The 18071-nt window shown below is 64.9% G+C and carries 17 protein-coding genes; 10 read left to right on the forward strand and 7 right to left on the reverse strand.

Annotated elements, in window-relative coordinates:
• The first annotated feature begins 118 nt into the window (after positions 1 to 118).
• Positions 119 to 1135, forward strand: coding sequence for an ROK family glucokinase (locus J2805_RS21575; RefSeq protein WP_309979961.1), 1017 nt, complete (start codon positions 119 to 121; stop codon positions 1133 to 1135).
• Here J2805_RS21575 and J2805_RS21580 read toward each other — a convergent pair.
• Genes J2805_RS21580 through J2805_RS21590 form a run of 3 tightly spaced genes read right to left on the reverse strand, consistent with a single transcriptional unit; the run spans position 1132 to position 3268 of the window.
• Positions 1132 to 1674 (reverse strand): hypothetical protein, encoded by a 543-nt coding sequence (locus J2805_RS21580; RefSeq protein WP_309979964.1) that lies wholly within the window; start codon positions 1672 to 1674, stop codon positions 1132 to 1134. The genes J2805_RS21575 and J2805_RS21580 overlap by 4 nt on opposite strands.
• The gene (locus J2805_RS21585) at positions 1674 to 2483 is read right to left on the reverse strand and encodes an alpha/beta hydrolase (protein WP_309979965.1); all 810 of its coding nucleotides are present in this window, start codon (positions 2481 to 2483) and stop codon (positions 1674 to 1676) included. The genes J2805_RS21580 and J2805_RS21585 overlap by 1 nt, the downstream gene beginning before the upstream one ends.
• Positions 2480 to 3268 carry an alpha/beta hydrolase gene (locus J2805_RS21590; RefSeq protein ID WP_309979968.1) on the reverse strand — a complete coding sequence of 263 codons (789 nt, stop codon included), beginning with the start codon at positions 3266 to 3268 and terminating at the stop codon, positions 2480 to 2482. Before J2805_RS21590 ends, J2805_RS21585 begins: the two co-directional genes overlap by 4 nt.
• 111 nt (positions 3269 to 3379) lie before the next feature.
• On the opposite strand from J2805_RS21590, the gene J2805_RS21595 reads away from it, so the two are divergent.
• Together J2805_RS21595 and J2805_RS21600 are read left to right on the forward strand one after the other, a co-directional pair.
• Complete coding sequence (locus J2805_RS21595) at positions 3380 to 4123, forward strand: lysophospholipid acyltransferase family protein (protein ID WP_309979970.1); 744 nt, start codon at positions 3380 to 3382, stop codon at positions 4121 to 4123.
• 78 nt (positions 4124 to 4201) lie between these two features.
• The gene (locus tag J2805_RS21600; RefSeq protein WP_309979972.1) at positions 4202 to 5593 is read left to right on the forward strand and encodes a class II 3-deoxy-7-phosphoheptulonate synthase; all 1392 of its coding nucleotides are present in this window, start codon (positions 4202 to 4204) and stop codon (positions 5591 to 5593) included.
• Positions 5594 to 5716: 123 nt separating this feature from the next.
• On the opposite strand, the gene J2805_RS21605 is transcribed toward J2805_RS21600, so the two are convergent.
• Together J2805_RS21605 and J2805_RS21610 are read right to left on the reverse strand one after the other, a co-directional pair.
• Positions 5717 to 7852: a Stk1 family PASTA domain-containing Ser/Thr kinase gene (locus J2805_RS21605; protein WP_309979974.1), complete on the reverse strand. Its 2136-nt coding sequence runs from the start codon at positions 7850 to 7852 to the stop codon at positions 5717 to 5719.
• A gap of 103 nt (positions 7853 to 7955) precedes the next feature.
• Positions 7956 to 9308 carry a LysM peptidoglycan-binding domain-containing protein gene (locus J2805_RS21610; RefSeq protein WP_309979976.1) on the reverse strand — a complete coding sequence of 451 codons (1353 nt, stop codon included), beginning with the start codon at positions 9306 to 9308 and terminating at the stop codon, positions 7956 to 7958.
• A gap of 243 nt (positions 9309 to 9551) precedes the next feature.
• Between J2805_RS21610 and J2805_RS21615 the strand changes: the two genes are divergently transcribed.
• A complete protein-coding gene (locus tag J2805_RS21615) occupies positions 9552 to 9905 on the forward strand; it encodes an Rv2175c family DNA-binding protein (RefSeq protein ID WP_309979978.1) in 354 nt (117 codons plus the stop codon).
• 91 nt (positions 9906 to 9996) lie between these two features.
• Here the strand turns inward: J2805_RS21615 and J2805_RS21620 are convergent, their stop codons facing one another.
• Complete coding sequence (locus J2805_RS21620) at positions 9997 to 11091, reverse strand: polyprenyl synthetase family protein (RefSeq protein ID WP_309979980.1); 1095 nt, start codon at positions 11089 to 11091, stop codon at positions 9997 to 9999.
• The gene (locus tag J2805_RS21625; RefSeq protein WP_309979982.1) at positions 11088 to 11618 is read right to left on the reverse strand and encodes a hypothetical protein; all 531 of its coding nucleotides are present in this window, start codon (positions 11616 to 11618) and stop codon (positions 11088 to 11090) included. Before J2805_RS21625 ends, J2805_RS21620 begins: the two co-directional genes overlap by 4 nt.
• Before the next feature lie 140 nt (positions 11619 to 11758).
• On the opposite strand from J2805_RS21625, the gene dinB reads away from it, so the two are divergent.
• The 6 genes from dinB (at position 11759) to J2805_RS21655 (ending at position 18057) form a co-directional block, all read left to right on the forward strand.
• A complete protein-coding gene (dinB, locus tag J2805_RS21630) occupies positions 11759 to 12919 on the forward strand; it encodes a DNA polymerase IV (RefSeq protein WP_396134456.1) in 1161 nt (386 codons plus the stop codon).
• Between the two features lie 244 nt (positions 12920 to 13163).
• Complete coding sequence (locus J2805_RS21635; protein WP_309979986.1) at positions 13164 to 13535, forward strand: DUF3040 domain-containing protein; 372 nt, start codon at positions 13164 to 13166, stop codon at positions 13533 to 13535.
• Between the two features lie 384 nt (positions 13536 to 13919).
• Positions 13920 to 14348, forward strand: a complete 429-nt coding sequence (gene mraZ / locus J2805_RS21640; RefSeq protein ID WP_309979988.1) for a division/cell wall cluster transcriptional repressor MraZ — start codon at positions 13920 to 13922, stop codon at positions 14346 to 14348.
• Positions 14349 to 14541: 193 nt separating this feature from the next.
• Positions 14542 to 15540, forward strand: a complete 999-nt coding sequence (rsmH, locus tag J2805_RS21645) for a 16S rRNA (cytosine(1402)-N(4))-methyltransferase RsmH (RefSeq protein WP_309979990.1) — start codon at positions 14542 to 14544, stop codon at positions 15538 to 15540.
• Entirely contained in the window at positions 15537 to 16211 is a 675-nt protein-coding gene (ftsL, locus tag J2805_RS21650) for a cell division protein FtsL (protein ID WP_309979992.1), read from the forward strand. Before rsmH ends, ftsL begins: the two co-directional genes overlap by 4 nt.
• Positions 16212 to 16254: 43 nt before the next feature.
• Positions 16255 to 18057 carry a peptidoglycan D,D-transpeptidase FtsI family protein gene (locus J2805_RS21655; RefSeq protein WP_309979994.1) on the forward strand — a complete coding sequence of 601 codons (1803 nt, stop codon included), beginning with the start codon at positions 16255 to 16257 and terminating at the stop codon, positions 18055 to 18057.
• Positions 18058 to 18071: the final 14 nt, after the last annotated feature.

Below are 18071 nucleotides of genomic sequence, written 5' to 3' on the forward strand. Positions count from 1 at the left end.
CTGGAATCCCGCCAGTCCGGGCCGCGCAATAGAATGGGGAACCATGCACACTCCTTCGCCCGGCGACCTGCCCAGACCCTACCGACGGACGGCCCCATGGCGGCGCAGGAAGCCTGCCATGCAGGATGCTATGTCCGCGAACCAGAGTTTCCGCGAGCACCTCCGGCTGGGTCGCAAAGGACTGGCGATCGGGGTGGATATCGGGGGAACCAAGGTGGCTGCCGGTGTGGTGGATGCCGACGGCAGGATCCTCAGCCAGGCCAGGCGTTCCACGCCCGGGAACGATCCCCGCGCCGTGGAACAGGTGATCGTTGAGCTTGTGGAGGAGCTGGGCAGCGGCCACCGCATCTGGTCAGTAGGCATCGGCGCGGCAGGCTGGATGGACCTCGACGGCGGAACGGTGCTTTTCAGCCCGCACCTCGCCTGGCGCAACGAACCACTGCGTGAAAACCTCCAGCGACTGCTGCGCCGGCCGGTCCTGCTGACCAACGACGCCGATGCCGCCGCTTGGGCGGAATGGCGCTTCGGCGCGGGGCAAGGACAGAACAGGCTCGTCTGCATCACCCTCGGGACGGGGATCGGCGGTGCCATGGTGATGGACGGCAGGGTGGAACGCGGACGGTTTGGAGTCGCGGGCGAGTTCGGCCACCAGATCATCATGCCGGGCGGGCACCGGTGCGAATGCGGAAACCGCGGCTGCTGGGAACAGTATGCGTCCGGAAACGCCCTGGGCCGCGAGGCCCGTGAACTTGCTGCTGCCAATTCCCCCGTGGCGCAGGAACTCCTGAAAGCCGTGGACGGGCAGGTGGACCGGATCACCGGGGCCATCGTGACGGAACTGGCGAAGGCAGGGGACCCCACGTCGCGGGAATTGCTGGAAGACGTCGGGGAATGGCTGGGGCTCGGCCTCGCCAACCTCGCGGCCGCGCTGGATCCCGGAAAATTCGTGATCGGCGGAGGGCTCTGCGATGCCGGCGAACTGCTGGTGGCCCCTGCACGGAAGGCCTTTGCCCGAAACCTGACCGGGCGCGGCTTCCGGCCCGCAGCAGAGATGGCGCTGGCGGCCCTGGGGCCAAACGCCGGACTGATCGGTGCCGCGGACCTGTCCCGGGTCAGCAGCCGGATGCACGGCTAGACCCTGGCGCCGTCGTCGTGATCGTCTTTTTCCTGCGGCAGCTGCATGATCAGGTAGATCACTGACACGACGAATGCTGCAACAATGCCCAAAATGGCCATCAGTGGCGCGGACCGCCAGAACATGGCAGCGAGCACCAGGGCGACCGGTCCGCCCACGGCACCCAACCAGGCCAGCACGGTCAGCGGATCGGTGCCGGCCAGGCTCGGCGGTTCCTCGGGAACAAACCCGTCATCGCCGTCGTCCGCTTCGTAGTCGCGCGGCCCGGTGCCGGCTTCCGCGTGGTCCGCTTGGGGGAGCGGCTGCCGGGCGGCAGCCTGCCGTTCCGACGCTGAAGGCTCGGTCGGAGCGGCACCGGACAGCCCCAGCGGATCGAAGTCGCGGAACGGCCGTTTGGACGGGGCGTTGCTGGACGGCGCGCTACCTTCCGCCGCCGGAGCCTCAGGGTCGCGGCCCTCGAGCCGTGAGACCAGATCCAGCCATACGGCGTCGTCCTGGTTGGCGCTCTGGTCTGAGGAGTTCGAGTCGGATCTGGTCATCAGCCGTGTCCTTCAGGGCTAGCGGGGGAAGCGTCCATGTGTCCCGGAACCAGTGCGCCCGGAACCACGGTGCGGATGAAGTCCGCAGTCCCGCGGAAGATCTCGTCGGCATCATTATCCAGGGTGGCCACGTGGTAGCTGTTTTCCAAGGAGCTGAGCTCCAGCGGGGCGTTCGTGAGGCCTCGGCGCAGGGCCACGATGCTGGAGTCCGAGACCACATGGTCCACAGTGGAGCGGAACACCCGCACGGGTGCGGTGATCAGCGGCAGCAGCCGCAAAGTGTTCTTGAACATCTTGTTGAGCTCGTGCGCCGCCGCCACCGGTGTCCGCGGGTAGGCGCCCTCGTCCATGTCCGGCTTCAGGATGTCGTTGGCAATGGCGGGCGTGCTTTTCATGACCAGCTTCAGGATGCCGGCGAGCGGGGCGCGCGGATCGTCGATGACCAGGCCCGGATTGACCACGATTGTTCCCGCCACGGGACGCAGGGCGGCCACGCGCAGTGCGAGGGCCCCTCCCATGGACAGACCGGCCGTGAACACATGGTCGCATTCGGCCTCAAGCTCCAGGTACGCAGCATCGTAGGCGGCATGCCAGTCCTGCCAGCGGGTCCGCGCCAGTTCCTGCCAGCTGGTGCCGTGCCCCGGCAGGAGCGGCATCCGCACGGCGAAACCGGCGTCGGCCAGGGATTGGGCCCACGCCCGCACCCCGTGCGGACTGCCCGTGAAGCCGTGGGAAAGGGCCACGCCGACCGACGGGCCGTCGCCGGTATATGGGCTGCTAAAGGGGCTGTGGTCGGCGGCGATGCTCATGATGTCTCCGAGGATACGTGGTGCGGCGCGTGCTCATGAAAAAAGCGGGTCGAAGTCTCGAAAATCACCGGCGCATCGTTGTCCAGGGTGGCCACGTGACCGCTGTTCGGCAGGGCCACAACGTCGAGGTCGGCTGAGCCGAGCCGTCGCCTGATCATCGCAAGGGACGATGGCGGCACAACGTCGTCGTGCTCCGATTTGAAGACCAGGACCGGCGCGGTTACCCGGGGCAATACCCGGCGGGCGGCGGCAAACAGCTTCTTCAGCTGGTGGACGGCGGCGAGCGGTGTCCGTGAGTAGTCGCCGTCATCAGTCGTCGCCGCGGTGGGGTTGGCCTCCACGATTGGCAGGGTGGTTGGTTGGAAGTACTTGAGGATGCCGATGATCCGTACCCTGCGGTCGTAGAAGCTGAGCCCCGGGTTGACTACGGCCACACCGGCAACCGGATGGCGGGACGCCGTTCGCAGGGCGACGGCCCCGCCCATCGACAGTCCGGCGACGTAGCAGGCCTCAGTCCGGTCCGCGAGCTCAACGTAGGCGGCCTCGAACGCTTCGGCCCACTCCCGCCAGCCGGAACGGGCCAGTTCGCGCCAGTCAGTTCCATGCCCGGGCAGGAGGGGGACGGAGACCGCAAACCCCTGCTCAGCCAGGTGCAGGGCCCATGGCATGACGCTGAGGGGACTCCCGGTGAAACCGTGGCAAATGGCAATGCCAATCCTGGCATTCCTGCCATGGCCGGGATAACTGAAAGCGGCAGGCATCGACGGTTTGCTGCTTTCTCTCATATGCCCATCGTGTCACTCTTCGCCACAAATCTCACTAGAGTAGGGTTGCATTGAAGTCCTGGCCGGACCCGACGCAGGGCCGGTCAGACGCCTTCCGGAGAGGTACGCCACGTGTTTTATTGGTTCATGAAGACGTTCGTTCTGGGACCGGTGCTGAAGCTCCTGTTCCGGCCCTGGGTCAAGGGCCTCGACAACGTTCCGGCCGAAGGCGCAGCCATCCTGGCCTCCAACCATCTGTCGTTCTCCGACTCCATCTTTATGCCCCTGATGGTTCCGCGCCCCGTCATTTTCCTTGCCAAAGCGGAGTATTTCACCGGCAAAGGCCTCAAAGGCAGGCTGACGGCCCTCTTCTTCCGCCTGACGAACCAGCTGCCCATGGACCGCTCCGGTGGAGCGGCCTCGGCCGCTTCGCTCAACGCCGGAATGGACGTGCTGACGCACGGCTCGCTCCTGGGCATTTACCCCGAAGGGACCAGGAGTCCCGACGCGCGGCTCTACCGGGGAAAGGTCGGAGTAGCGAAGCTAGCCCTGCAGGCAAGAGTTCCGGTCATTCCCGTTGCCATGATCGGAACGGACAAGGTCCAGCCCATCGGGAAGAGGATGCCGAACATTCGCCGCATCGGCATGATCTTCGGCGAGCCGCTGGACTTCAGCCGCTATTACGGGATGGAGGAAGACCGCCTGATCCAGCGGTCTGTAACGGACGAAATCATGTACGAACTCATGCGCCTGTCCGGGCAGGAGTATGTGGACGAGTACGCGGCCGTGGTCAAACTGCGGTTGGCGGGCAAACCCACTGAGGGCTCAGGCGACTCCGCCGGGGGAAACGGTCCCGTGGAGCCCGGGAAGGCGTGACGCCGGTTCTGTGACGCCGGTTTGGGACGAATGACGGTTTCGGTGCGGAAACCCGGATCCGGGAACTAGTCTTGTAGTGTGACTGAGCTATCTGCAAAACCTGCCTCCCTGCTGACCAGTACTGCCCAGAGCGGTGCCGCCAACTATCCGGGACTGGACCACTGGCGGGAACTGCCGGTCTCCCAGCAGCCCAGCTGGCAAAACAAAGAGGTCTTTGACGCCTCCGTGAAGGAACTTTCGGTCCTCCCGCCGCTCGTCTTTGCCGGCGAAGTGGACATCCTGCGTGAGAGGCTCGCCGCTGCTGCACAAGGCAAGGCATTCCTGCTCCAAGGCGGGGACTGCGCGGAAACCTTCGAGGCGGCTACCGCGGACAAAATCAGCGCGCGGGTCAAGACCATCCTGCAGATGGCCGTCGTCCTCACCTACGGTGCAGCCATGCCCGTCATCAAAATGGGCCGCATGGCCGGACAGTTCGCGAAGCCGCGCTCCTCCAACGACGAAACGCGCGACGGCGTCACACTCCCGGCCTACCGCGGCGACATCGTCAACGGCTACGACTTCACCCCGGAATCCCGGGCCCACGACGCCGGCCGGATGCTGAAGGCCTATCACACGTCCGCCTCCACGCTGAACCTCATCCGCGCCTTCACCCAGGGCGGCTTCGCCGACCTCCGCCTGGTGCACCAGTGGAACAAGGGCTTCACCGAGAACCCGGCGCACGCGCGCTATGAGTCGCTGGCGCGGGATATCGACCGTGCCATCCAGTTCATGGCGTCCTGCGGTGCGGACTTCGAGGCACTCAAACGCGTGGAGTTCTACGCCAGCCACGAGGCGCTGCTGCTTGACTACGAACGCGCACTGACCCGCATCGACTCCCGCACGGGACTTCCCTACGACACCTCGGCGCACTTCCTCTGGATCGGGGAACGGACCCGCGAACTGGACAACGCCCACGTCGACTTCCTCTCCCGCGTCCGCAACCCGATCGGCGTCAAACTCGGTCCTTCGACGTCCGGCGACGACGCCCTGCGGCTCATCGACAAGCTGGATCCGAACCGCGAACCGGGCCGGCTCACCTTCATCACCCGGATGGGCGCAGGCAACATCCGCGAGAAGCTCCCCGCCATCGTGGAAAAGGTCACGGCCTCCGGCGCGCAGGTCCTCTGGGTCACCGATCCCATGCACGGGAACACGGTCACCTCGCCCAACGGCTACAAAACGCGCAACTTCGACGACGTCATCGACGAGGTGCGCGGCTTCTTCGAGGTGCACCACTCGCTGGGCACCGTTCCGGGCGGCCTGCACGTCGAGATGACGGGCGACGACGTCGCGGAGTGCCTGGGCGGCGCCGACCCTGTTGACCAGGAGGCCTTCCTGGACCGCTACGAATCGGTCTGCGATCCGCGCCTGAACCACATGCAGTCCCTGGAGATGGCCTTCCTCGTCGCAGGGGCGCTGTCCAAGCGCTGACGCTCCGCACTGACGGACGCAAAAAGCTCCGCCCGGCTGGACCAGCCGGGCGGAGCTTTTCTATGTGCGGAGCTTTTCTGTGGGCGGAGCTTTTCTGTGGGCGGAGCTTTTCTGTGGGCGGAGCTAGACGACGGTGAGGGTTACCACGGAACCCTCGGGCACCTGGGTGTTCACGGGATCCTGGTCCCGCACTGTTCCGAAGAAGCCGCCCAGGATGTTGTTGACCCGGACCTCGAAGCCGAGTTTCTTCAGCGCTTGCTCGGCTTCTTTTGCCTGCTTGCCGATGTAGCTGGGGACATCCACGAGCTTGGGGCCCTTGGACACAGTGAGCGTGACGGACTCGCCGCGCGTCAGGGTCCCGGAAGACGGTTCCTGGTCCACCACGGCGCCCTTGGGGACCTTCTTGTCGTTGACCGTTTCAGGCGAAATGACCGCCTTCAGCCCGGCGGCCTCAAGTGCCTTGACCGCGGCACCCTGTTCCTGCCCGCGCACGTCCGGCACCGCTATGGGCTCGGGTCCCTTGGAGACGGTCAGGCTCACAGGCGTGCCACGCCGGGCAGGGGTGCCGGCAGCAGGATCCTGGGCGAGGACGGTACCTGCCGGTTCCGTTTCGCTGAACGTCTCCGTGACGGTGCCCAGAGCCATCTCGGCGCCGTTGAGCTCGTTCTTTGCCTCGTCCAGGGATTTGTCGCTCAATCCGGGCAGCGGAAACAGCTGGGGACCCTTGGATACGAACAGCGATACCGGCTGGAACTTGCGAATCTCCCGCCCCGCCTCAGGCTCGGTGCCCACCACGAGCCCGGCCCGGATGTCGTCGTCGAAAACGTCCTTCGTGGTGGACTGGAACCCGGCGGTGCCGAGAAGCTGCTGGGCTTCCGCCACGGTCTTGTTGGCCACCCGGGGAATGGTGCCGGGGGAGCCGGGACCCATGCCGAAGAACCATCCTGCGCCTGTTGCCAGCAACGCGGCGATCACCAGGATGATGATCCACAGGAGGCCGCGACGGCGGGGGTTGCCTTCTCGGAGTGACCGGACCGGTGTTGACGCTGCCTTCGATTCCGCCTTCGCGGCGTCACGGTCGTGTTTGCGCTGGGCCCGTTTGCTCAGGAGGGAAGCAGTCCCCGGCCCTTCATCCTCGTCGTCCCCGAAGCCGGCGTCCGGCTCGGCCGGGGCCGCCAGGGCACCGAACTGCCCGGGGCGCCGCTGCGCAGCCGAGAGTACCGTGGTGGGATTGCTCTGCCGGGAGATGATTTCCGTGGGATGCTGTCCGGCGGAAAGGACCTCCGTCTGATCCTGGCGCGCGGGGGATTGCGGCCCGGCAGGGGCGGCTGCGGGCGGGCGTGCCGGCGGGTGCAGCCCGCCGGGGGAATGGGCGGCGGCGGCAATGGCGGCGGGGGGCTGGAGATCCAGTTCCGCGTCGGTGAGGTTGGTGCGGATGTGCCTTAGCTCCGACAGGAGGGCGTTGCCGTCCACCGGGCGCTGCTCGGGGTCCCTGGCCGTGCACCACTGCACCAGCTCGTCCACTTCGGCAGCCAGTCCCGGTACGTGGGCCGAGGGGGCTCCCACCGAGGAATTCACATGCTGATAGGCCACCTGAATGGGGACTTCGCCGTCGAACGGCTGCTTGCCGGTGATCATTTCGTACAGCATGATGCCCACCGAGTAGATGTCACTGCGGGCGTCCGCGGCCCTGCCCAGCACCAGCTCCGGTGACAGGTAGGCCACCGTACCGATCAGTGCACCCGTGCTCGTAGAGGTGGTTACCGCCCGGGCCAGTCCGAAGTCACCCACCTTGATGCGTCCGTCATCAGCGATGAGGACGTTTTCCGGTTTGATGTCCCGGTGGATCAGGCCTGCTGCATGGGCAGCGCCCAGCCCTTCCACCACGGGATCGATCAGCGCCAGCGCAAGGCGCGGAGACAGCGCACCCTTCTCCTTGATCAGGTCCCGGAGGGTGTGCCCCTTGATGTACTCCATGACCAGGTAGGCGGTGGCTCCGTCGGAGCCCTGGTCCAGGACGCCTACGACATGAGGGTGGGACAGCTTGGCGGCGGCTTTCGCTTCCCGGCCCAGCCTGTCCAGGAAGTTGCCGTCGTTGACGAGGTGCGGGTGAAGGACCTTGAGCGCGACGTCGCGCTCCAGTCGCTGGTCCGTTGCCAGGTAAACGGTGGACATTCCGCCGCGGGCCAGCCGGGATTGGACACGGTAACGGTTGTCCACCAGCGTACCAACGAGGGAGTCCGACACTTTTTCCTGCACCCTACGATCCTAAGTGCTACACGGAAACGGGCCCGAATCGACATGCAATCCGGACCCGTATCGTTACCCACCCCGCGCGCCTGGTGAGCGTGCCGGGACGGAATTAGCTGAAGTTCTTCTTGTGTGCCTTGATGGCAGCGACGTAGGTCTTAGTGTCTTCGTACATACCGTATTTGCTGACCGAGTACTGGCCTTGGTAATAGCCGGCGATGGCGTGGTCCAGGTCCTTGCTCGTACGGGTCAGCTGGCGGATGATGGCCACGCCCGCAGTTGCGTTGTCATACGGATCGAGCAGGTTCAGCTTGCGGCCCACGAGATCCGATGCCCATTCGCCCGATGTCGGGATGACCTGCATGGTGCCGATGGCATTGGCGGGGGAGACCGCGCGCTGGTCGAAACCGGACTCCTGGTATGCGAACGCCAGGGCGAGCGAGGGATCCACGCCCATCCGCCGCGCTGTGTCCGCGACAATCGACTTCATCTGCTCCCGGCTGGGTACAGGTGAGGCGTTGAGCAGGGCCTTGTTCTGGTTCGCGGACGAGACCACAGCGGCGGGATAGGTGAACCCGAGGAACGAACTCGGCACCAGCGGAGTGACGCTGGCAGCAGGCTGGATTGCGGCTCCGGGGATCACCAGCTTGTTACCGGGGTAGATCATGCTGGACATCGTCAGCTTGTTTGCGGACAGGATGTCCGAGAGCTTCACGCCGTGCTTTGCCGCAATGGCGGACAGCGTGTCGCCGGACTTGACCGTGTACGACCCCGAACTGGCCAGCGGCGCCGCGGCCTGCGCCGGAGCGGGGCTGGCAGCGGGGGCGGGAGCGGCGGACTGGCCGCTGCCAATCTTGATCTTCTGTCCCGGGTAGATGATGGAGCTCATGTTCAGGCCGTTCCAGCCCAACACCTCCGAGAGCTTAACGCCGTGCCGTGCCGCGATGGCACCCAGGGTGTCACCGGATTTGACGGTGTACACGCTGCCGCCGGTGCTGGCGGTTGCTGCCGCAGGGGCAGCCGGCTTGGCCGCGGGAGCGGAGGCGGGCATGACCGAACCGGTCAGCTTGATCTTCTGTCCCGGGTAGATGATGGTGTTCGGCTGCAGGTTGTTCAGCTTCAGGACTGCATAGGTGTCCAGGCCGTAGCGGGCTGCGATGCTGCTGATGGTGTCGCCGCGGGCAATGGTGTACTCGGCTGGCGCCGCAGGCTGGGCAGGCCGCAGGGAGTTCGGAATTGACGTAGATACCGATGCGGCAGGGATGACGCCGGACTTCAGCGCGGCTTCCTGGGCCTGCATGGCGGCAGCAAGGGTAGCGGGGACCGTTCGCGGCCGGGCTTCAGCCGCTGCGGGCTGGGCAATTGCCAGCGAGGATAGGACCACTGCCGGGAGGGCGGCCGTAGTTGCCGCAATCACAGGCAGGCTCGGCCTGGAGTGCTGCTTTGGCGATCGGGGCGTCGTCATGGGAATGATCCTCTTCTCAGCGGCGAATGCTGTCGGTCAGGCCGGTGTTACGAATGATACTAGTGTTACTAAAGTTAGAGTTGATGCAAATGTGATCTATGTGAATCTCTCACGAATTGCCGATTAGCACAAGAAATGTGGGGCATTGTCCATATGCCTTTTTTCGGAGTGTCGATTTACGGGTTCACAGCCCCGCTTTGCCCTGACTAGGCGCAATAGCGCCCTCCGTGGCAATCTTGTTCCGTGAGTACTGTAGAAAGCCTTGTAGGCGAATGGCTGCCGCTGCCCGACGTTGCAGAAATGATGAACGTTTCCATCACTAAGGTCCATGGATTGCTGGACGAAAAAGCGCTGGTGGCCCTCAGGGTTGGCGACCGTCGGATCAGGTCGGTGCCCGCTGACTTTATGCAGGACGGCCATCCGGTGGAAAGCCTCAAGGGAACAATCGTGGTCCTGTCGGATGCCGGTTACTCCGATGAGGAACTGGTGACCTGGCTTTTCACTCCCGACGAATCACTGCGGGGCCGGCCCATCGACGCGCTGCGTGAAGGCCGTAAGACGGAGATCCGCCGCAGGGCACAGTCCCTCGCCTGGTAGCGATTGCCAGGATCCCCTGCCGATTCGTAAGAACTAATACTTGGCGACGGCCACGGCCGCGCCGCTGACTTCACGGCGGCGCGGCTGAAATTCAGGCAGCGCGGCTGACGGTGGCCTCGGCCAGCTTCCGGAGGGCCGTCTTGGGCAGGTCGTCCAATGGCAGCAGGTCGAGTTCCGTGAACGCTGCCCGGCCGAACTCCTCAATCAGCACTTCTGTGGCCTGGAGTGCTCCGCAGTCCACAATGATGCGCCGGATTTCCTCTACATCTGCGTCCGACAGGTCCGGGCTTCCGAGCTTGGCGTCAAGGAATCGGGACTCCTCCGGTGCCGCCTGGTCGAGGGCGAAGGCCACGAGGACCGTGCGCTTGCCCTCCCGAAGGTCATCGCCCGCGGGCTTGCCAGTGGTGACGGGGTCACCGAAGACGCCAAGTACGTCGTCCCGGAGCTGGAAGGCTTCACCGAGGGGCAGGGCGAACGCGGAGTAGCCGCGGAGCAGTTCATCGGAAGCGCCCGCCAGCGCACCGCCCAGGGCGAGCGGGTGCTCGGTGGAATATTTCGCCGACTTGAACCGGATGATGGACTGGGCACGGCTGACCGCTCCGGCGCGGTCGCGCATGGGCCCCGCGACCTCTTCGAGGATGTCCAGGTACTGGCCCGCCATCACCTCCGCCCGCATCAGGTTGAAGATCAGCCGCGCCTGGCTTCCCGACGCCGCCGCCTCGCCTATATCCGTGAAGGTCTCCTCGCTGAACGAGAGGCACAGGTCACCTGTCAGGATGGCCGCGGCATGGCCGAAGCGTTCACTGTCCAGGGCCCAGCCCTGGGTCTCGTGGAGTTGGCTGAAGCGGCGGTGCACGCTGGGGCCTCCGCGCCGGGTGTCCGAACGGTCAATGATGTCATCGTGAATCAGCGCCGCCGCCTGGAAAAGCTCCAACGCTGATCCCGCAGTGACCACCTCGGTGGCCGTTGCCTCTCCGCCGGCGCCGCGCCAGCCCCAGTAGCACATGAGTGCCCGCAGCCTCTTGCCTCCGGTGACCAAGTTGGAGATGGAGCCCATCAGCGGATCGATGTCCTGGGAGATGGCGGACATCACGGATTGGCGGGTGGCCAGGAAGTCATTGAGCTTGCCGGCGACGGCGGCCACGAAGGCCGTCTGCTCGAGCCGCAGCTGCTCGGCGACCGTCACTTCGCGGACTCGGCTGCGAAGTTGGCCCCGATGGTGAACGTCGAGACCCCGCCGGTCTCCACCACTGCTATGTTGACGGTTTCGTTGTCACCGCGGAGGAAGTCCTTGGACGCCACGGCGCCCACGTTTTCTCCCGGTACTGCCTTGAAGCCCTGGGCTTCCAGCTCCTTCGTATAAAAGGCGACGACGGAGGCCGCGGGAGAGGTGATGTTTCCCACCAGCGCCGCGGTGGCCGGAGTCGAAGTCTTGTCGAAGCTGCTTGAAACCACCTTTGAGCCCGGCATGACCGGCAGCAGCTTGTCGGGGAAGCCGGAGACGAGCGCACCGACAGTTGCCGTGGTTCCGGGCGACGCGGACGGGCTGGCCGGTGCAGTGGTGGATGCCTGTTCAGTGACGGAAGCTGAAGCACTGGCCGTCCCCGAGGCCTTGGCGCCGGGATCGGCCGGGGAGCATGCCGCCAGGGCCAGCACCGCGCCGGCCACGATCACGGCACAGCCCGCAGGCTTGAGCTTTCCAATTACCTTCACTGACACTGTCCTCCTGGTGTTGACGCCGGATTCAGCCTCCAGTTTAGTCAGTCCCACGGCATAGGATTGAAGGCGTGGGGTCGGAACAGGATAAACAGCAGCTCGAAGCGACCCTCCGGGAGCTCCGTCGAAGCAGCATCATGCATGTGGACATGGACGCTTTTTTCGTCTCGGTGGAACTCCGGAGCCGGCCGGATCTGCGCGGAAAACCGGTGATTGTCGGGTACCCGGCGGACCGTTCGGTCGTCTTGTCCGCCTCGTATGAAGCCCGGGCCTTCGGGGTCAAGTCCGCGATGCCCATGGCGATCGCGGCGCGCATGTGCCCCGCGGCAACCATCATTGAACCCCGGCACAAGCTCTACTACGAGGTTTCCACGCAGCTGATGGCGATTTTCGGATCCATCACGGACTTGGTGGAACCCCTGAGCGTGGACGAAGCCTTCCTCGACGTCGGCGGAGCCATCCGACGGCTGGGAAGTCCGCGCGAGATCGGCGAAATTATCCGGCGCCGGGTGCAGGGCGAGCTTGGCATCACCGCGTCCGTCGGCATCGCGGCCAGCAAATTCGTGGCCAAGATAGCGTCCACGCGCTGCAAGCCGGACGGACTCCTGCTCATCGCGCCCGAAGAGACTGTTGCGTATCTGCACAGTCTTCCCGTCAATGCGCTCTGGGGCGTCGGTGCCAAGACCGTTGAAGTCCTGGCACGCATGGGAATCCGGACGGTGGCGGATGTGGCCGCGACGCCGCCGGCCTCGCTGAAGAAAACGCTCGGCGCCTCGGGGGAACACGTCTACAGGCTTTCGTGGGGGATTGATCCGCGGCCGGTGACTCCGGTCCGGCTTGAGAAGAGCATCGGTGCCGAAGAAACCTTCGCCGTGGATACAGCAGATGATGTGCTCCTGCACCGGGAGCTGCTGCGGTTATCACACCGGACGGCCGAGCGGCTCCGCAGCACAGGGATGGTTGCCAGGACCATCTCCCTGAAGCTCCGCTACGCCGATTTCTCCACCATCACGCGCAGCCGGACCGTGCACGCTCCGGTGGACAGTGCACAGCTGATCTATGCCGTCACCGTCCAGCTGCTCGAATCGCTGGGCGCCCGTCCCATGGCCGTCCGCCTGGTCGGCGTCAGGGCTGAGCAGCTCGAGGATGCTGCCCACACCTCGCTCCAGCTCAGCCTGGACCGCCGCGATGACAACTGGCGTGCGGCCGAACAGGTCCTGGACCGGGTGGCTGAGAAGTTCGGCTCAAAATCGGTGTTACCGGCGCGTCTGCTGGACCCGCACAAAACTGCCGATTGAGGGCCTGCCGGCCCGCCCGCAGCGTCTTTCAGAACAGGGCTGAACAAACTATCCTTAGAGATACATAGATTTCGAACGTTTGGACTTACTGAGAGCCAGCTGCCTCAGCCCGTCGTCCGAATGCGTGGAACCCGGGTCCTCCGGTATACGGTGGCCGGGAACCTCCTGCGCATGCCGGACGTTGTCGGATTGAGAACCAGAGGCCACGGCAAGTCCGGACGTTGGCCGACTTAAGGAGGTCGTGATGCCGCTCTCGGAGCACGAACAGAAGTTGCTCGAGCAGCTGGAGAAGCAGCTGCACGAGGACGATCCGAAGTTTGCCAACTCAATGGGATCGGATCCGGGCCGCAACTGGTCCACGCGCCACATCGTGATGGGCGTGCTGGCCACCTTGGCCGGTGTTCTCCTCCTGCTGGTGGGCGTATCACTTCAGAGCATTTTTGTTGGTGTCCTCGGTTTTGTCGTGATGGGAGCGGGAGTCTATTTCGCAACGATGCGTAGTACCGCCGCCGGAAAAGCAAAATCGTCCGGCGCCAAGAAGCCCGGCAAGGGACGCAGCTCGTTCATGAGCGGCCTCGAGGAGCGCTGGGACGAACGCCGCCGCGGCGAACCGTAACACCCTCCCTGGACAGCCGTCCGCTAACGCTCCACTTTGCACCACCCTGCCTCCGGCAGGCACGCACGAAGACCCGCCCAGGCGGGTCTTTTGCATTTAATCGCCGGGAAACCGGGGCCGCCCACCCGCTGCCCATCGCGGCCGGGTGCGGACTCCCGCCCTGTCCTCCTCCTTGGAGGTCCGCTGCCCCACTCGCCGCCAAAGCCCCTCCACTTTCCACCACCGGCCAAAATGCCCGGGTTTCCGGGCGGACATTCGTCCAATCCCGGGACGAAACTTCCGTGTCGCGTTGACTGTGGAGCGATGTGGAGTAAAGTGGAGCGAGTAAGAGGGTAGTGCAGCACAGGGGACGTGCAGCTCCTGACGACAGACAGGCGGGTGGCCATGTTTCTTGGCACTCATTCGCCGCGTTTGGACGAAAAGGGGCGGATCATCCTCCCAGCGAAGTTCCGTGAGGAACTTGCCAGCGGACTGGTACTCACAAGGGGCCAGGAACGCTGCATCTACGTCTTCAGTGAGCGGGAATTCGAGCGGATTCACGAGCAAATGCGGGAGGCGCCCATCTCCTCCAAGCAGACTCGTGACTACATCCGGGTTTTCCTCTCTGGAGCCTCGGACGAGGTACCTGACAAGCAGGGGCGCGTGACTATTCCTCCCGCGCTCCGGGCATACGCAGGTCTTGGCAGGGAGCTCGCCGTCATTGGCGCCGGCTCCCGGGCGGAGATCTGGGATGCCCAGGCATGGAATGAGTACCTGACAGAGAAGGAGACCTCCTTCTCTGAAACCGACGACGCCATCCCGGGAATCTTCTGAAGCCCGGTGGCGACGACGGAAGCGTTTCTTGAACGAGATCTCCAGCCGCCCATCCCGACCGTTTTCCTGGCTCACTTCCCCGGAGCCAGGCGGACGCTGGGATAGGCGCGGATGGGGATCTGGCTCAAGAAGCGCGCCGAGGCCCACCGGGGCCGGCCTCACCAGGCACAACCAGGCAAGAAAGGACGAAGGTATGAGCGATCCCAACCAGCCAAAACCCACGTCCGAACGCCATGTACCGGTCCTCAGGGACCGGTGCATCAATTTGTTGGCCCCCGGAATTGAGGCAGCCCGCCTGCGCGGTGACAGTCCCGTGGTCATCGATGCAACCCTGGGCATGGGCGGTCACTCCGAAGCGCTGCTGCAGCGGTTCCCGGATCTCCACCTGATCGGCATCGACCGTGACGAGGAGGCGCTGGCCCTGGCCGGGGAGCGTTTGCAGCCCTTCGCCGGCCGGACCGATCTGGTGCACGCTGTCTACGACGAAATCCCCGACGTCCTCCGCGACCTCGGCATACGCGAGGTCCACGGCGTACTCATGGACCTGGGCGTCTCCTCGCTGCAGCTCGACGAACGCGACCGCGGGTTTGCCTACTCCTTCGATGCGCCACTGGACATGCGCATGGACACCAGCCGCGGCCAGACTGCCGCGGACGTGGTGAACAACTACAGCGAAGAGGACCTGGTCCGCATCATCCGTAAGTGGGGTGAAGAGAAGTTCGCCGGGAGAATCGCCAACCGTATTGTGGCGGCGCGGGACGCCAAGCCGTTCACCACTACGGGCGAACTCGTTGACACCATCCGCGCTGTTGTCCCGGCCGGAGCGGCAAAGACCGGGGGACACCCGGCCAAGCGGACCTTCCAGGCCCTGCGGATCGAAGTCAACGAAGAACTCGATGTGCTGGAGCGCGCGGTGCCTGCCGCCGTCGACGCCCTGGCCATGGGGGGCCGCGTGGTGGTCATGTCGTACCACTCGCTGGAGGACAAGATCGTCAAAAAAGTCTTCCAGGCCGGCTCCAAGTCGTCGGCACCGCTGGGCTTCCCGGTGGAACTGGAGGAGCACAAGGCCGAACTCAAGACCCTGACCAAGGGCACCGAGGTGCCCACCGCCGACGAAATAGCCGAAAACCCACGCGCAGCGTCCGCCCGGTTGCGCGCAGTTGAACGAATCAGAGCCAGGAGGGCCGCATGAGCACCGCCGCTGCCAAGAACTTCCCAGCCGTGTCCGGCACGGCGGCCCGTGCCCTCACGGGGCTCAAGCCTGCCGGAGGTTCCGAGCGTAAGCTGCGGACGCCGCTGTCGGTGGTTCGCTCCACGCCGCGCAAGCGCAGGGCTCCCTTCGTTGTGCTCTGCTTCGCCCTTCTGGCCGTCGCGCTAATGGCCGTCCTGGTCCTGAACATCTCGGTGTCCACTGCCCAGTACCAGTTGGTGCAGTTGCGGAGCGACCAGTCAACACTGACAAAACAGAACCAGGACCTGACGCAGCAGGTCCAGAACTTCGATGCTCCCCAGAATTTGGCTGCCAAGGCCGGGGAATTGGGCATGGTAGCTTCCACCGGCAAGGGACAGATCGATCTGTCCACGCTGACTGTCAGCGGCACGCCCAAGCCGGCGGCCAAGGGTGACAAGCCGGGCGCCGTCATCGCAGCGCCCGCTGTCGCCGGGCAGCTCACAGTAGTTCCGCCCGCCACCACCAAGGATCCGCTGGCCGCCCGCAAACCCGCGGAAGCTGAGGCTGCCGCTAAGCCGGCACCGGCCGCACCGGCCCCGGCTGCTGCAGCACCGGCTGCTGCTCCGAAGCCCACGGTCGAGCTCCACGGCGGGTCCGTCCCGGCACCGCAGCAAAAGACGCCTGGACAGTAACTGACAGGACTGACCACCAGCACGCAAGCAGCAAGGACTCATCGTGGCGCAGAGCACGGGCAAGAAGAAAACCGCAAAAGTGCCGAACGCCACCAGGAGGCTCCGCCTCGGCCTGGGCATGATGCTGGCACTGTTGCTTGTGGTTGGCGGCAAGCTGTTCATGGTCCAGGGGCTGGACATCGGCGGGATGGCTGAGGCCGCCCTGAACAACCGCCTGACCCCGATTGAGCTCCCCGCCGAGCGCGGCAGCATCCTGGACGCCAACGGGACGGTCCTGGCTGACAGCGTCATCCGGTACAACGTCGTGGTGGACCAGCGGGTCAACACCAAGACCGAGTCGTTCAGGCGTCTGGATACGGTCGGTGAGAAGGAAGAGCTCGTCACCGTCTCGAGGGAACAGGGCATCGAGGAACTTGCCGCTGTACTGGGGCAGGATCCCGAGGACATCAAGGACGCACTGACAGGGGAGAAGCCCTACTACATCGTGGCCAAGGACCTCAAGCCGGACATGGAGGACCGGATCTCCAAACTGGCGATTCCGGGAATCGTCACCGTCGGCACCAGCAAGCGCGTCTACCCCAACGGTTCAGTTGCCGGCGGGATCGTCGGATTCCTGCAGGAGGGAGCAAGCGGCCAGGCGGGACTGGAACAGACCCAGGACGAAATCCTCAAGGGAACTCCCGGCAAACGGCTCTTTGAAATTGGCGCGGACGGCCTGCGCATCCCGGTTGGCGTGGACGAGCTGACGCCCGCCGTCAACGGCAAGGACATCAAGCTCACGCTCAACTCGGACCTGCAATACTTCGCGCAGCAGGCCATCCAGAGCCAGTCGGACAAGCTGAGTGCCGAGTGGGGCGTCATCATCGTCCAGGACATCAAGACCGGCAACATCATCGCCATGGCGGACACCAACGCCCCGGATCCCAACGACCCCGGAAAGGTTGCCGCCAAAGACCGCGGTGTGAGGTCGGTGACCGCCGCCTACGAGCCCGGCTCGGTAGAGAAAATGATCACCGCAGCCGCTGTCATCGAAGAAGGCAAGTCCAGTCCGCTCGACCACTTCACCATCCCGCCCTCCCTGGTGGTGGACGGCCAGGTCTTCACCGACTCCTTCGACCACGGCACCGAGGAGCGCACCCTGGCCGGCATCCTGGGCTGGTCCATGAACACCGGAACCGTCATGGCGGGCCAGCGCCTCACCAAGGAACAGCGCCACGACTGGCTGCAGAAGTTCGGCATCGGCGAAGCACCCGATATCGGGCTGCCCGCGGAAGCCAGCGGCATCCTCACTCCGGCCGATCAGTGGGACGGCCGGCAGGAGTACACCGTCCTGTTCGGACAGGGCGTCTCGCAGTCCACGCTGCAGACCGTCCGCGCCTACCAGTCCATTGCCAACAACGGCGTGATGCTCCAGCCGCGCCTGATTGACAGCTACATCAGTCCCGACGGAACCGAGGAAAAGGTCCCCGCGAAGGACAGCCGCCAGGTCGTGTCACCGGAGACCGCCAAGCAGGTCCGGGACATCCTGGAAAGCGCCGTCACCGAGGGCCAGATCAAGGATGCGGCCATCGACGGTTACCGCGTCGGGGCCAAGACGGGAACGTCCGAATCGCCGTGCGACGACGGCAAGTCAGGGTACTGCGGCTACACGGCCTCCATGGTCGGGATGGCGCCGATGGACGATCCGCGGTTTATTGTTGAAGTTGTCCTGCAGCGCCCCAAGGGCAGCATCTACGGAATCACCAATGGTCCGGTGTTCCGGTCGGTGATGAGCCAGACGCTGCGGACTTACAACGTTCCGCCGTCAACGGGCGAGCCGGTCAGGCTGCCCCAATACGTCAAGTAGCACGTCCACAACAT

Origin of the sequence: Arthrobacter oryzae, assembly GCF_031454875.1 — a bacterium.
Lineage (GTDB): Bacteria > Actinomycetota > Actinomycetes > Actinomycetales > Micrococcaceae > Arthrobacter > Arthrobacter oryzae_D.

Excerpts from the sequence above, each read along its gene's own strand:
- J2805_RS21575 (WP_309979961.1), top strand. The coding sequence starts at position 119 with ATGCAGGATGCTATGTCCGCGAACCAGAGTTTCCGCGAGCACCTCCGG.
- J2805_RS21580 (WP_309979964.1), bottom strand. The coding sequence starts at position 1,674 with ATGACCAGATCCGACTCGAACTCCTCAGACCAGAGCGCCAACCAGGAC.
- J2805_RS21585 (WP_309979965.1), bottom strand. The coding sequence starts at position 2,483 with ATGAGCATCGCCGCCGACCACAGCCCCTTTAGCAGCCCATATACCGGC.
- J2805_RS21590 (WP_309979968.1), bottom strand. The coding sequence starts at position 3,268 with ATGAGAGAAAGCAGCAAACCGTCGATGCCTGCCGCTTTCAGTTATCCC.
- J2805_RS21610 (WP_309979976.1), bottom strand. The coding sequence starts at position 9,308 with ATGACGACGCCCCGATCGCCAAAGCAGCACTCCAGGCCGAGCCTGCCT.
- dinB (WP_396134456.1), top strand. The coding sequence starts at position 11,759 with ATGCATGTGGACATGGACGCTTTTTTCGTCTCGGTGGAACTCCGGAGC.
- J2805_RS21635 (WP_309979986.1), top strand. The coding sequence starts at position 13,164 with ATGCCGCTCTCGGAGCACGAACAGAAGTTGCTCGAGCAGCTGGAGAAG.
- mraZ (WP_309979988.1), top strand. The coding sequence starts at position 13,920 with ATGTTTCTTGGCACTCATTCGCCGCGTTTGGACGAAAAGGGGCGGATC.
- rsmH (WP_309979990.1), top strand. The coding sequence starts at position 14,542 with ATGAGCGATCCCAACCAGCCAAAACCCACGTCCGAACGCCATGTACCG.
- ftsL (WP_309979992.1), top strand. The coding sequence starts at position 15,537 with ATGAGCACCGCCGCTGCCAAGAACTTCCCAGCCGTGTCCGGCACGGCG.